The organism is Streptomyces sp. NBC_00525 (assembly GCF_036346595.1).
Taxonomy (GTDB): domain Bacteria; phylum Actinomycetota; class Actinomycetes; order Streptomycetales; family Streptomycetaceae; genus Streptomyces.
In genome coordinates this window covers 3,122,162-3,135,300 of record NZ_CP107834.1, presented here as the reverse complement: position 1 = coordinate 3,135,300, position 13,139 = coordinate 3,122,162, and the positions used below count along the sequence as shown (strand labels likewise).

At 68.5% G+C, this 13,139-nt stretch carries 10 protein-coding genes; 3 read left to right on the top strand and 7 right to left on the bottom strand.

Going from position 1 to position 13,139, the window contains the following annotated elements; genetic code table 11:
• The first annotated feature begins 33 nt into the window (after positions 1–33).
• The gene (locus OG710_RS13720; RefSeq protein ID WP_330239592.1) at positions 34–1,476 is read left to right on the top strand and encodes a CCA tRNA nucleotidyltransferase; all 1,443 of its coding nucleotides are present in this window, start codon (positions 34–36) and stop codon (positions 1,474–1,476) included.
• 129 nt (positions 1,477–1,605) lie between these two features.
• Here OG710_RS13720 and OG710_RS13715 read toward each other — a convergent pair whose 3' ends face one another.
• The 4 genes from OG710_RS13715 to OG710_RS13700 all read right to left on the bottom strand — a co-directional run bounded on the left by OG710_RS13715 (position 1,606) and on the right by OG710_RS13700 (position 5,433).
• Positions 1,606–2,157, bottom strand: coding sequence for an LppU/SCO3897 family protein (locus OG710_RS13715; protein ID WP_330239591.1), 552 nt, complete (start codon positions 2,155–2,157; stop codon positions 1,606–1,608).
• Between the two features lie 44 nt (positions 2,158–2,201).
• On the bottom strand, positions 2,202–3,470 hold the full coding sequence (locus tag OG710_RS13710) for an MFS transporter (protein ID WP_330239590.1): 1,269 nt from the start codon (positions 3,468–3,470) through the stop codon (positions 2,202–2,204).
• Positions 3,471–3,584: 114 nt separating this feature from the next.
• Complete coding sequence (locus OG710_RS13705) at positions 3,585–4,667, bottom strand: inositol-3-phosphate synthase (protein WP_330239589.1); 1,083 nt, start codon at positions 4,665–4,667, stop codon at positions 3,585–3,587.
• 61 nt (positions 4,668–4,728) lie between these two features.
• The gene (locus tag OG710_RS13700; RefSeq protein ID WP_111329651.1) at positions 4,729–5,433 is read right to left on the bottom strand and encodes a PadR family transcriptional regulator; all 705 of its coding nucleotides are present in this window, start codon (positions 5,431–5,433) and stop codon (positions 4,729–4,731) included.
• A 387-nt stretch (positions 5,434–5,820) separates the two neighbouring features.
• On the opposite strand from OG710_RS13700, the gene OG710_RS13695 reads away from it, so the two are divergent.
• The gene (locus OG710_RS13695; protein WP_330239588.1) at positions 5,821–8,598 is read left to right on the top strand and encodes a transglycosylase domain-containing protein; all 2,778 of its coding nucleotides are present in this window, start codon (positions 5,821–5,823) and stop codon (positions 8,596–8,598) included.
• A 122-nt stretch (positions 8,599–8,720) separates the two neighbouring features.
• Entirely contained in the window at positions 8,721–10,235 is a 1,515-nt protein-coding gene (locus OG710_RS13690) for a glycosyltransferase family 87 protein (protein WP_330239587.1), read from the top strand.
• Between the two features lie 19 nt (positions 10,236–10,254).
• On the opposite strand, the gene OG710_RS13685 is transcribed toward OG710_RS13690, so the two are convergent.
• The 3 genes from OG710_RS13685 to OG710_RS13675 all read right to left on the bottom strand — a co-directional run bounded on the left by OG710_RS13685 (position 10,255) and on the right by OG710_RS13675 (position 13,033).
• Positions 10,255–11,286 carry an alanine racemase gene (locus OG710_RS13685; RefSeq protein WP_239220794.1) on the bottom strand — a complete coding sequence of 344 codons (1,032 nt, stop codon included), beginning with the start codon at positions 11,284–11,286 and terminating at the stop codon, positions 10,255–10,257.
• A gap of 126 nt (positions 11,287–11,412) precedes the next feature.
• The gene (locus tag OG710_RS13680) at positions 11,413–12,531 is read right to left on the bottom strand and encodes a lipid II:glycine glycyltransferase FemX (RefSeq protein ID WP_330239586.1); all 1,119 of its coding nucleotides are present in this window, start codon (positions 12,529–12,531) and stop codon (positions 11,413–11,415) included.
• Positions 12,532–12,718: 187 nt separating this feature from the next.
• On the bottom strand, positions 12,719–13,033 hold the full coding sequence (locus tag OG710_RS13675) for a hypothetical protein (protein WP_330239585.1): 315 nt from the start codon (positions 13,031–13,033) through the stop codon (positions 12,719–12,721).
• Positions 13,034–13,139: the final 106 nt, after the last annotated feature.

Below are 13,139 nucleotides of genomic sequence, written 5' to 3'. Positions count from 1 at the left end.
CCGGACCGGCCGGGGCACGTACCCTTTTCTGTTGTGCCGAATGCCAACGAAGACAACTCCAGCGCCCTGACCCAGGTGCAGCACCGCGCAGTCAGCGAACTGCTGCGGGTCTCCCCGGTCGCCGACGACCTCGCCCGCCGATTTCAGGATGCCGGGTTCAGTCTCGCACTGGTCGGCGGATCGGTCCGTGACGCACTTCTCGGCCGGCTGGGGAACGACCTGGACTTCACGACCGACGCCCGTCCCGAGGCCGTGCTGAAGATCGTCAGGCCATGGGCCGACTCCGTGTGGGAGGTCGGCATCGCCTTCGGCACGGTGGGGGCCCAGAAGGACGGCTACCAGATCGAGGTCACCACGTACCGGTCGGAGGCGTACGACCGGACCTCGCGCAAGCCGGAGGTGTCCTACGGCGACTCCATCGAGGACGACCTCGTGCGCCGCGACTTCACGGTCAACGCCATGGCCGTCGCCCTGCCCGAAAAGGACTTCATCGACCCCCACGGGGGCCTGGAGGACCTGTCCGAGCGGGTGCTGCGCACTCCCGGTACGCCCGAGGAGTCCTTCTCCGACGACCCGCTGCGCATGCTTCGTGCGGCACGGTTCGCCGCGCAGCTCGACTTCGAGGTCGCTCCCGAGGTCGTCACCGCCATGACGGAGATGGCCGGCCGGATCGAGATCGTCTCCGCCGAGCGGGTGCGCGAGGAGCTGAACAAGCTGCTCCTCTCCGCGCACCCCCGGAAGGGCCTCTCCCTCCTCGTGGAGACCGGGCTCGCTCAGCAGGTGCTGCCCGAGCTGCCGGCGCTCCGGCTGGAGAGCGACGAGCACCACCGGCACAAGGACGTCTACGAGCACTCGCTGACCGTCCTGGAGCAGGCGATCGACCTGGAGGAGGACGGGCCTGACCTCGTTCTGCGCCTGGCAGCCCTGCTGCACGACATCGGTAAGCCGAGGACGCGGCGGTTCGAGAAGGACGGACGGGTCTCCTTCCACCACCACGAGGTGGTGGGCGCCAAGATGACCAAGAAGCGCATGACGGTGCTCAAGTACTCCAACGAGATGGTCAAGGACGTCTCGAAGCTGGTGGAGCTGCATCTACGCTTCCACGGCTATGGAGACGGTGAGTGGACCGACTCCGCGGTGCGCCGCTATGTAAGGGACGCCGGACCGCTCCTGGAGCGGCTGCACAAGCTGACCCGGTCCGACTGCACCACCAGGAACAAGCGCAAGGCCGCCGCCCTCTCGCGCACCTATGACGGGCTGGAGGAGCGCATTGCCCAGCTGAAGGACCAGGAGGAGCTGGATGCCATCCGGCCGGACCTGAACGGCAACGAGATCATGCAGATCCTGGGCGTCGGCCCGGGCCCGGTCATCGGCAAGGCATACGCCTTCCTGCTGGAGCTGCGGCTGGAGAACGGGCCACTGGAGCATGAGCAGGCGGTTGAGGAACTGAAGAAGTGGTGGGCGGCGCAGAGCTGAAGCCCTGCCGCGCTCCCTTCTGTGTGTCGGAGGCGCTCATGTTTCACGTGAAACATGAGCGCCTCCGCGTATGCCGAGGGCGTTGTTTCACGTGAAACAACGCCCCCGGTGGTGCGCTGAGGCAGCCGCTCAGTCGGCCGTCTTGAGTGGCGTCAGGCAGAGCACCACGCTGCTCCGGCTCTTACGGCGGCCCGAACTCTCGGTGTAGGCAACGTACTTCTCCGCGTCGCACAGGTCCGTGTCCGTCGTGTTGTCGTGAACCTCCTCGACCCGGTACTCCGCAGCGGACGAGCCGCAGTCGGCGGACTTCATGTCCGGGTTGAAGTTGGTCCCCTTGTTCTCCAGGCAGTCGCCCACCGCAGCGGCCTTGGCGTCGGACTCGAATATCTCGGACCAGCCGAACTTCAGGCCGATGAGTACGACGATGCCCACGACGATGATGATGATGTTCCGCGTGGCGAGGAACGCCTTCTTACCGCCGGACGGCTGCGAAGGCCCCTGGGGGCCGCCCCAGCCCTGCGGCTGCGGCTGGCCCTGGTGCGGGGGATACGGCTGCTGGGGAGCGCCCCAGCCCTGCTGCGGCTGTTGGGGCGGGAAGCCGTAGCCGCCCTGCTGAGGCGGGTAGGGCTGAGCGGGCTGCTGGCCGTATGGGCCGTTGCCCTGCTGCGGCGGGTAAGTCATCTGGATGCCCCCGTGAATCGTGTGTCTGGTTTGACGCGGGCACGCTATAGGACAGCACGGCCCCGACTCCAATGCGCGAGGTACAGGGCAGAGCCTGCGTACAGTACCGCCACACCGCCCAGCAGAGCCGCCGACCGCCCGTCAGGAGGCAGCACCAGCGCGGTCGCTGCGGCAGCGGCGACGAAAGCCACGTTGAACAGCACGTCGTAGAACGAGAAGGCCCTGCCCCGGTAGGCGTCGTCCACGGCCGTCTGCACCACCGTGTCCGTGGCGATCTTCGCTCCCTGGGTGACCAGACCGAGCACGAACGCGGCCACCAGCATCGGCACCGGCGCGAACCACAGCCCCAGGGTCGGTACGAGAACCGCGGCCGTCGCCGCGCACACCACCATCCAGCGGAGCCGCCCGAACCGCGCCGCGGCCCAGGGGGTCAGCACGGCCGCGGCGAAGAACCCGGCACCGGAGACCACCACCGCCGCACCGAGCAGGGCGAGCCCGTCGTCATCGCTGTCCGTCCAGGCGTACCGGCAGAGCATCAGCACCATGACGGTCAGCGCTCCGTAGCAGAAGCGGATCACCGTCATCGCGGCCAGCACCCGCGAGGCGCTGCGGTGCTGCATCACATGTCGCAGCCCGTCCAGGAGTCCACCGGCCGCGGTGGCGAGCGCTGCGCGCAGCGGCACCGGGGTCGCGGCACGGTCCGGTCCGAGCAGTCTTGCCGCCAGGCTCAGGGCAGCCAGCGCCGAGGCGAGGTAGAGCACCGCCCCCAGCAGCACCACGGCGGTGTCGGAGTCCGCGAGGACCACCCGGACGACAAAGGCGAGCCCGCCGCCGGCCGTGGCGGCGAGAGTCCCCGCGGTCGGCGACAGCGAGTTGGCCAGCACCAGCTGCTCCCGGGGGACCACGCGCGGCAGTACGGCCGAAAGCCCGGCGAGGACGAAGCGGTTGACCGCGGTGACACACAGCGCCGAGGCGTAGAAGAGCCAGAGAGGGGCCGCTGCGGTGAGCAGGAGCGCGGTGCAGCAGGCGAGGGCGGAGCGCAGCAGGTTGCCGTACACGAAGACCTTGCGCCGCGGCCAGCGGTCCAGCAGGACGCCCGCGAACGGGCCGATGAGCGAGTAGGGCAGCAGGAGCACGGCCATCGCGGAGGCGATGGCCGCTGCGGAGGTCTGTTTCTCCGGCGCGAAGACCACATGGGCGGCGAGGGCCACCTGGTAGACGCCGTCGGCCGACTGGGACAGGACCCGCACGGCCAGAAGGCGGCGGAAGTCGCGTAGGCGCAGGAGTATGCGCAGGTCATGCACGACGGGCATGGAAGCAAGGGTCACACACGGCGAGAGCCCCCGAGCGCATTGCCCGGGGGCCCTCAAAGGCGCGGCAGTCGACAGGCGTTGCCGCCCGTCAGCCGCACGGCTGACTCAGGTGAGTCAGTGGGAGACCTCACCGCGGATGAACTTCTCGACGTTCTCGCGGGCCTCGTCGTCGAAGTACTGCACGGGCGGCGACTTCATGAAGTACGACGATGCGGAGAGGATGGGGCCGCCGATGCCGCGGTCCTTGGCGATCTTCGCAGCGCGGAGGGCGTCGATGATGACACCGGCCGAGTTCGGGGAGTCCCACACCTCGAGCTTGTACTCCAGGTTCAGCGGGACGTCACCGAAGGCGCGGCCCTCGAGGCGCACGTACGCCCACTTGCGGTCGTCCAGCCAGGCCACGTAGTCCGACGGGCCGATGTGGACGTTGTCCTCACCGAGCTCGCGGTCACGGATCTGCGAGGTGACGGCCTGCGTCTTGGAGATCTTCTTGGACTCCAGGCGCTCGCGCTCGAGCATGTTCTTGAAGTCCATGTTGCCGCCGACGTTCAGCTGCATCGTGCGGTCCAGGACGACGCCCCGGTCCTCGAAGAGCTTCGCCATCACGCGGTGCGTGATGGTGGCGCCGACCTGCGACTTGATGTCGTCGCCGACGATCGGGACACCGGCCTCGGTGAACTTGTCCGCCCACTCCTTGGTGCCGGCGATGAAGACCGGGAGGGCGTTGACGAACGCGACCTTGGCGTCGATGGCGCACTGGGCGTAGAACTTCGCGGCGACCTCGGAGCCCACCGGGAGGTAGCAGACGAGGACGTCGACCTTGCGGTCCTTGAGGATCTGGACGATGTCGACCGGGGCCTCGGCCGACTCCTCGATGGTCTGGCGGTAGTACTTGCCCAGGCCGTCGTGGGTGTGGCCGCGCTGGACGGTGACACCGGCGTTCGGCACGTCGCAGAGCTTGATGGTGTTGTTCTCGCTCGCGCCGATGGCGTCCGAGAGGTCCAGGCCGACCTTCTTCGCGTCGACGTCGAAGGCGGCGACGAACTCGACGTCCCGCACGTGGTAGTCGCCGAACTGGACGTGCATCAGACCGGGCACCTTGCCGGCCGGATCGGCGTCCTTGTAGTACTCGACGCCCTGGACCAGCGAGGCGGCGCAGTTGCCCACGCCGACGATGGCTACGCGAACCGAACCCATTCCGGTTGCTCCCTGTGTGTAATGGATGTTTCTGATGAGCCCGCCGCGGTGTGCGGTGAGCTCACTTGGCGGTGTCGCCGGACGGATCCGACGGGTTGTCTCCCCGCCGGGGCAGGCCGTCCGGCTCTCCTGCGGTGTTCTGCTGAGCTGAGCTCTCGGGCGAGGATCGTCGCTGATCCCGTCCCGACCGCTCGCTCTCGATGAGCTCGTTCAGCCAGCGCACTTCGCGCTCCACGGACTCCATGCCGTGTCGCTGCAGCTCAAGTGTGTAATCGTCGAGACGCTCGCGGGTGCGGGCCAGAGAGGCGCTCATCTTCTCCAGGCGCTCCTCCAGCCGGCTGCGACGGCCTTCCAGCACCCGCATCCGCACCTCGTGCTCCGTCTGTCCGAAGAAGGCGAAGCGAGCAGCGAAGTGCTCGTCCTCCCAGGAGTCGGGGCCGGTGTGCGAGAGCAGCTCCTCGAAGTGCTCCTTACCTTCCGCCGTCAATCGGTAGACGATCTTGGCGCGGCGTCCCGCCAGGGACGAGGCAGGAGCGACGGCCCGGCCGGAGCCGGACGCCGATTCCGTCGGAGGGGTCCCCGGTTCCTCGATCAACCAGCCGTTGGCGACCAGCGTCTTGAGGCAGGGGTAGAGGGTTCCGTAGCTGAAGGCACGGAAGATGCCCAACGAGGTGTTGAGGCGTTTGCGCAGCTCATAGCCGTGCATCGGGGATTCGCGGAGCAGTCCGAGGACGGCGAACTCGAGGATGCCGGAGCGTCTGCTCAACCTCGCCCCTCCTTCTTCGAGTGCTGCCGCGGTCCCTGGTGCCGAGCCGATGTACCGGTCTGATGTATCGGCTCGATACATCAGCACGATAGATCGCGTTGCTCGTGTCGACAAGGGGAGCCTCAGTGAGCGGCGTCACATCACTAATTCGTAGGAACCGACTTGCGTTATTTGGGGTGAAGTTCGGTCCTGGAAGGGTTTTGACCGTGCGTAGTCTGTGCGGCATGCACACCACCGGGAACCGTGAGACACGCGCACGCGTCAGTGCTCGCGGAGCAGCCGGATGCATTGCGGGCGGGCCTGTCGCCGGGCCGGCCCGTCGTTCGGGGGACCGGATCTCACCTGCCGCTTCCAGGCGCTCTCGCCTGCCCGAGGAGTAGTCGTTCGATGAGCGAGCACCGTCGCAAGACGTCGCAACCGCAAGGTGGCGGACGTGCCGCGGCCCGACGAGCCGCCCAGCAGTCCTCCGGACGCCGCGCAGCACCGTCACGCGGAGTAACTTCGGCCTCACCTTCCGCCTCGCACGGCGAGGAGGCCCCGTACGCAGGTCGTGCCGCGGCCAGACGGGCGGCCCAGCGGGGCGGCGCGGGCCGAGGCGGCTCCGAAGGCGGCGGCGGTGGCCGGCGCCGCGGGGGTGGGGACGGCGGGGCGGAGGGGCGTGGCGGCCGGCGCCCGGGCAAGAAGCGCTTCATCGACTACCCGCGGGCCGGCCGGAACGGTCTGCGGCGCTGGATTCCGTCCTGGAAGCTGGTCTCCAGCCTGTGCATCGGTTTCCTGGGCCTGCTGATGGGCCTCGCGGGTCTCGCGTACGCGATGGTGTCCACTCCGGACATCAACGATGCGGCGGATGCGGAGAACAACGTCTACTACTGGAACGACGGCACCCAGATGGTGGCCACCGGCGGTGAGGTCAACCGCCAGGTCATCGACTACGCGCAGATCCCCAAGGCGATGCGCAACGCCGTCATCTCCGCCGAGAACAAGTCCTTCGACTCCGACCACGGCATCGACCCCATGGGTATCGCCCGCGCCGTGTTCAACATGGCCAAGGGCGGCCAGACCCAGGGTGGCTCGACGATCACCCAGCAGTACGTCAAGAACTCGTGGCTCTCGTCGGATCAGACCCTGACCCGCAAGTTCAAGGAACTCTTCATCACGCTCAAGGTCGGCAGCGAGATGAAGAAGTCCGAGGTCATGGCCGGGTACCTCAACGTCTCGTACTACGGGCGCGGCGCCTCCGGTCTCCAGGCCGCGGCCCGTACGTACTACGGCAAGGACGCCAAGGACCTCGACCCGAGCGAGTGCGCCTTCCTGGCCAGCCTCCTCAAGGGCGCCACCTACTATGACCCGGCCGGTGCGCCGGAGATCGACCCGGTGCAGGCCACCGCCGAGAAGAACCTCGCCCGCGCGACGAAGCGCTGGAAGTGGATTCTCGACGAGGAGGTGAAGGACGGCCGGATGTCGCAGGAGGACCGGGACAAGTACACCGAGTTCCCGATGCCCGACAAGCCGAAGCGCAACGCTCAGCTGGGCGGTCAGATCGGCTACCTCGTCAACATGGCCAACGCCGAGGTCATCAACAACACCAACATCACCAAGGACATGCTCGACCAGGGCGGCTACGAGATCCACACGACCTTCGACAAGAAGAAGGTCAACCAGCTCAGCAAGGCCGTCAAGCGGGTCTACGACGAGAACATCGACCCGAAGAAGCGTCCTGACAAGGACACCCACGTGCAGTTCGGTGGCTCGTCGGTCGACCCGAAGACCGGGGCGATCAAGGCGATCTACGGTGGTGCGGACGCGACCAAGCACTTCACCAGCAACGCCGGCCCCACCGGTGCCGCGGTCGGCTCCACCTTCAAGCCGTTCGTGCTCGCCGCCGCCATGGAGTACGGCAAGCGGGACCCGTCCGGCGGCCCGGACCAGAACGAGTCGCAGCGCAAGAAGGTCTCGCCGCTCAGCATCTACAACGGCGACGACAAGCTGAAGATCAAGAAGTACAACGGCGACATCTGGACCGACGAGGAGGGCAAGGAGTGGCTGCAGACCAACGACGACCACGAGTCGTACGGCAACATCACCCTGCGTGAGGCGATGCAGTGGTCCGCCAACTCCCCGTTCGTGCAGCTCGGCATGGACGTCGGTACGGACAAGGTGAAGGCGGCGGCCATCTCGGCCGGTCTGAAGGACGACAAGTACATGGCGGACGCCGGAGTGCCGTCCTTCTCCATTGGTACGTCCTCGCCCAGCACGACCAGCATGGCCGGCGCCTACGCCACCTTCGCGGCCCGCGGCCAGCAGCGCGAGCCCTTCTCCGTCACCGAGGTGAAGAAGCGCGGCGCGCCGGTCTACCGCCACCGGGTCGTCACCAAGAGCGCCTTCGACAGTGCCATCGCCGACAACGTCACGGACGTCCTCAAGAACGTCGTGGAAAAGGGAACGGGTACGCCCGCCCGCCTTCCGGGCCGTGAGGTCGCGGGCAAGACCGGTACGACCGACGACAACCTGTCGGCGTGGTTCGTGGGCTACACCCCGCAGCTGTCCACGGCGATCAGCATGTACCGGCTGGACGACGACGACCGGAACAAGAACCGTAAGTTCGAGCCGATGTACGGCACCGGTGGCAAGGACAAGATCCACGGCGCCTCGTTCCCCGCGCAGGTCTGGCACGACTTCATGGCCGAGGCCATGAAAGGCGCGAAGTACGAGAAGTTCCCCGAGGCGGAGCCGATCGGCGACAAGGTCTACGGCGGCGGCGCCTCCAAGAAGCCCTCGCCGACCCCGACGCCGACCCCGACCGAGACCGAGACGAAGGAACCGACCCCGACGACGCCCACGCCCACGCCCGACATCCCGACCCCGGACCCGACCGACACCTGCGGTACGTGGGACTGGAACTGCCAGAACAACAACGGCGGCAACGCGAACACGGGCACCAGCCAGGGCAACGACGGCGGCAATACCGACACGGGTACCACCCAGGGCAACGACGGCGGCAATACGGACACCGGCACCTCCACCGGCACGACCGGCGGTGAAGGCGGTACGGACGGCTCCACCGAGACCAGCGGGAACACCACCACCAGCAACAACAACGGCGGAAACACCAACGGGAACAACAACAGCACCGGGAACACCAACTGGTGGGGGACGGGCGGGTAGCGCCCGGCACGCACCACTTCCCTCGCCGCGCGCGAGGTGAAGCCGGCGTGGGACGAGGGCCGCGGCACCTTGGTGCGGCGGCCCTCGTTGTTTCCACAGCGCCGTACGGCAGGATGTGCGACATGCCAAGCGCAGAGGACACGAGCGTGCACGAGGAACGGTCCGTCGTACGGCCCACGCACCGGGACGAGGTCGCGGCGGCCGGCAGCGAGCTGATCGGCGGGAGGTCGGGGCGCTGGGCGCGGCTCGGCGGCACCGCGCTCACGCCGGTGGCAGCCGTCGCCCTGGTGGCCATCGGAATGTTCGCGCTCGGCATGGTGCAGAAGCTGCCCTGCTACAACTGGGCGTGGTTCCGGGGCGCGGCCTCCCAGTACACCCACGCCTGCTACTCGGACATCCCGCATCTGTACGCGGGGCGCGGCTTCGCGGACGGCCTGGTGCCGTACTTCGACCGGCTGCCCGGTGACATGCAGTTCCTGGAGTACCCCGTTCTCACCGGGGTGTTCATGCAGGTCGCGGCCTGGCTGACGCCGGGCGGCGGCTCCCTCCAGACGCAGGAGCAGGCGTACTGGCTGGCCAACGCGGGCATGCTGATGATCTGCACCGCGGTGATCGCCGTCTGTGTCGCCCGGACGCACCGTCGGCGCCCCTGGGACGGCCTGCTGATGGCGCTCGCGCCCGCCTTCGCGCTCACCGCCACGATCAACTGGGACCTGCTGGCCGTCGCCCTGACCGCCGCGGCGATGCTCATGTGGTCCCGCAGCCGTCCGCTGGCCTTCGGTGTCCTCATCGGGCTGGCCACGGCCGCCAAGCTGTACCCCGTGCTGCTGCTGGGGCCGGTCTTCGTGCTGTGCTGGCGGGCCGGGAAGTGGCGCGCGTTCGGCGCGGCGCTGCTGGGGGCGGCCGGTTCCTGGCTGGTGGTCAATCTGCCGGTCATGATCCCGGCGCCCGAGGGATGGAAGAAGTTCTACACCTTCAGCCAGGAACGCGGCATCGACTTCGGATCGTTCTGGCTGGTCATCACACAGCGCTCCGGCGAGGCCATCGACGTGAGCACGGTCAACACCGTCTCGACGGTGACGACGCTCGTGCTGTGTCTCGCGATCGGCGCCCTGGCCCTGACCGCGCCGCGCCGGCCGCGGTTCGCCCAGCTCGCGTTCCTCGTCGTCGCGGTCTTCATCCTCGTCAACAAGGTCTACTCACCGCAGTACGTGCTGTGGCTCATCCCGCTCGCCGCGCTGGCCCGGCCCCGCTGGCGGGACTTCCTGATCTGGCAGACCTGCGAGGTTCTGTACTTCCTGGGGATCTGGATGTACCTCGCGTACACGACGAGCGGCGACAAGCACCAGGGGCTGCCCACGGAGGGCTACCAGATGGCGATCGTGCTGCATCTGGTGGGCACCCTGTACCTGTGCGCCCTCGTCGTACGGGACATCTCGATGCCGGAACGCGACGGGGTACGGCACGACGGCTCGGACGACCCCTCGGGCGGGGTGCTCGACGGGGCCGAGGACGTCTTCGCGCTGACCCACATCGCCCAGCCCGGCGCCGTACGCGGTGAGGGGGCGGACGACGGGGCCGGGGCGGCCGGGTCGCGGGTGGAGTGGGGTACGGCCGGGACGCCCGCCGCCGACTGAGCGGGGCGGGCGTGCGGGCTCAGCGCTCGACGAGGCGGTCGTACTGGGTGGTCGTGTGGCGCAGGTGTGCCACCAGTTCGTCGCCCACCCGGGGCTCCTCGGCGTCGGCCGGTACGAACAGGATCGACACCTGCATGTGCGGGGGCTCGGCGAACCAGCGCTGCTTGCCCGCCCAGACGAAGGGCGACAGGTTGCGGTTCACGGTCGCCAGGCCCGCGCGGGCGACGCCCTTGGCGCGCGGCATCACGCCGTGCAGCGCCTTCGGCGCCTCCAGGCCCACGCCGTGCGAGGTGCCGCCGGCGACGACGACCAGCCAGCCGTCGGACGCGGCCTTCTGCTGCCGGTAGCCGAACCGGTCGCCCTTCACGACGCGGGTGACGTCGAGCACGGCGCCCCGGTACTCCGTCGCCTCGTGGTCCCCGAGCCAGAGCCGGGTGCCGATGCGGGCGCGGAACCGGGTCTGCGGGAACTGCTGCTGCAGCCGGGCCAGCTCGTCGGCGCGCAGATGGCTGACGAACATCGTGTGCAGCGGCAGCCGGGCCGCCCGGAGGCGGTCCATCCACGCGATGACCTCCTCGACGGCGTCCGAGCCGTCCGTACGGTCCAGCGGCAGGTGCAGGGCGAAGCCTTCGAGGCGTACGTCCTCGATGGCGGCGTGCAGGAGGCCCAGCTCCTCCTCCTTGACGCCGTGGCGCTTCATCGAGCTCATGCACTCGATGACGACACGGGCGCCCACCAGGGCGTGCACCCCGTCCACGGACGACACGGACCGTACGACGCGGTCGGGCAGCGGCACCGGCTCCTCACCGCGCCGGAACGGGGTGAGGACCAGCAGATCGCCGCTGAACCAGTCCTTGATGCGGGCCGCCTCGTAGGTGGTGCCGACCGCGAGGATGTCGGAGCCGAAGCGGATCGCCTCGTCGGCCAGCCGCTCGTGGCCGAAGCCGTAGCCGTTGCCCTTGCAGACCGGCACGATGCCCGGGAACTGGTCGATAACGGACTTCTGGTGCGCCCGCCAGCGCGCGGTGTCGACGTACAGGGAGAGCGCCATGGCCGGTCCGGAACCCTTCTGGTGGCTGAGGTGGAACGGATGGGAAAGCGTGTTCAGGCCCCATTGAAACGAATGAAGCCCGTTTCGTCAGCTCTGGGGCGGTGATCAGCGGCTCTTGGGTGGTGATCAGCGACGCGACATGTAGATGTCGAGTGCCTTGTGCAGGAGCTTGTTGAGCGGGAAGTCCCACTCGCCCAGGTACTCCGCCGCCTGCCCGCCGGTGCCGACCTTGAACTGGATCAGGCCGAAGAGGTGGTCGGTCTCGTCCAGCGAGTCGGAGATGCCGCGCAGGTCGTAGACCGTGGCGCCCATGGCGTACGCGTCGCGCAGCATCCGCCACTGCATCGCGTTCGAGGGGCGGACCTCGCGCTTGTGGTTGGCGGAGGCGCCGTACGAGTACCAGACGTGGCCGCCGACGATCAGCATGGTCGCCGCCGCGACGTTCTCCCCCTCGTGACGGGCGAAGTAGAGCCGCATCCGGTTGGGGTCCTCGCTGTTGAGGGCCGTCCACATGCGCTGGAAGTAGCCGAGCGGGCGCGGGCGGAAGCGGTCGCGCTCCGCCGTGATCTCGTACAGCCGCTGCCACTCGGCCAGCTCCGCGTAGCTGCCCTGGACGACCTCGACGCCGGCCTTCTCGGCCTTCTTGATGTTGCGCCGCCACAGCTGGTTGAAGCCCTTGTGGACGTCCTCCAGCGAACGGTTCGCCAGCGGCACCTGGAACACGTAACGCGGCTGGACGTCACCGAACCCGGCACCGCCGTCCTCGCCCTGCTGCCAGCCCATCTTCCGGAGCCGGTCGGCGACCTCGAAGGCGCGCGGCTCGATGTGGGTGGCCTCGACGTCGCGCAGGCGCTTGACCTCCGGGTCCTGGATGCCGGCCTTGATGGCCGCCGCGTCCCAGCGGCGGATGACGACCGGGGGGCCCATCTTCACGGAGAAGGCGCCCTGCTGCTTGAGGTGCGCGAGCATCGGCTGCAGCCAGTCGCCCAGGTTGGGGGCGTACCAGTTGATGACCGGGCCCTCGGGCAGATAGGCCAGGTACCGCTTGATCTTGGGGAGCTGCCGGTAGAGCACCAGGCCCGCGCCGACGAGCTGGCCGGTCTTGTCGAACCAGCCCAGGCTCTCCGAGCGCCACTCGGCCTTCACATCCGCCCATGCCGGGACCTGCATGTGACTGGCCGCGGGCAGACTCTGGATGTAGGCCAGGTGTTGCTCTCGGCTGATGGTCCTCAGGGTCAGGCTCATGCGGGGCGCTCCTCGGCAGGTGTGTCCCCATCGGTCAGGGGCTCCGGCTCTCGCGCCGAAGCCTACTGTGGCCGGGAAGCGAGCTGTCTGGCCCCGTCGCGCACCGCCTGTTCCGGGCCCGGCGTGCGGGTGGCGTGCGGGGGCGGCCCCGTCGGTGACGGAGCCGCCCGGACCGGAACCGCGGGGGTCAGCCGATCACGCCGCCGAAGAGTCCGCCGTGGGCCATGCCGAGGAAGAACCCGATGGCGGACGCGCCCATGCCGATGACCAGGGGGAACCTCTCGCGCGTCGTCGCGGAGATGTACTGGCCGTAACCACCGGTGAGGATGCCGATGAGTCCGGCCCATGAGCTGAGCAGATGCAGGTTGTGGAACATCGCCGTGATGAAGGCGAGGGCGCCCAGCACGAGCGTGACCACCACGAGCCCGTTCTGGAGCGGATGGGGCCTGCCGTCCGTGGCGAAGAGGGAGACGGAGGGGCGGGTCCGCGATACGTGTGCCATGGAGTACCTCCTGGCCGACATGCGGCGCGGTTGTGGCGCCGCTCACACCCGATGTGTACAGATTGCGTCCCCTGACCATCGGATTTCAACCGGAAGCGGGTCTGCG

Bases quoted from the DNA above. Each gene is read 5' to 3' on its own strand.
- OG710_RS13705 (WP_330239589.1), bottom strand. From the start codon at position 4,667: ATGGGTTCGGTTCGCGTAGCCATCGTCGGCGTGGGCAACTGCGCCGCC.
- OG710_RS13710 (WP_330239590.1), bottom strand. From the start codon at position 3,470: ATGCCCGTCGTGCATGACCTGCGCATACTCCTGCGCCTACGCGACTTC.
- OG710_RS13685 (WP_239220794.1), bottom strand. From the start codon at position 11,286: ATGGCGCTCTCCCTGTACGTCGACACCGCGCGCTGGCGGGCGCACCAG.
- OG710_RS13715 (WP_330239591.1), bottom strand. From the start codon at position 2,157: ATGACTTACCCGCCGCAGCAGGGCAACGGCCCATACGGCCAGCAGCCC.
- OG710_RS13695 (WP_330239588.1), top strand. From the start codon at position 5,821: ATGAGCGAGCACCGTCGCAAGACGTCGCAACCGCAAGGTGGCGGACGT.
- OG710_RS13680 (WP_330239586.1), bottom strand. From the start codon at position 12,531: ATGAGCCTGACCCTGAGGACCATCAGCCGAGAGCAACACCTGGCCTAC.
- OG710_RS13675 (WP_330239585.1), bottom strand. From the start codon at position 13,033: ATGGCACACGTATCGCGGACCCGCCCCTCCGTCTCCCTCTTCGCCACG.
- OG710_RS13690 (WP_330239587.1), top strand. From the start codon at position 8,721: ATGCCAAGCGCAGAGGACACGAGCGTGCACGAGGAACGGTCCGTCGTA.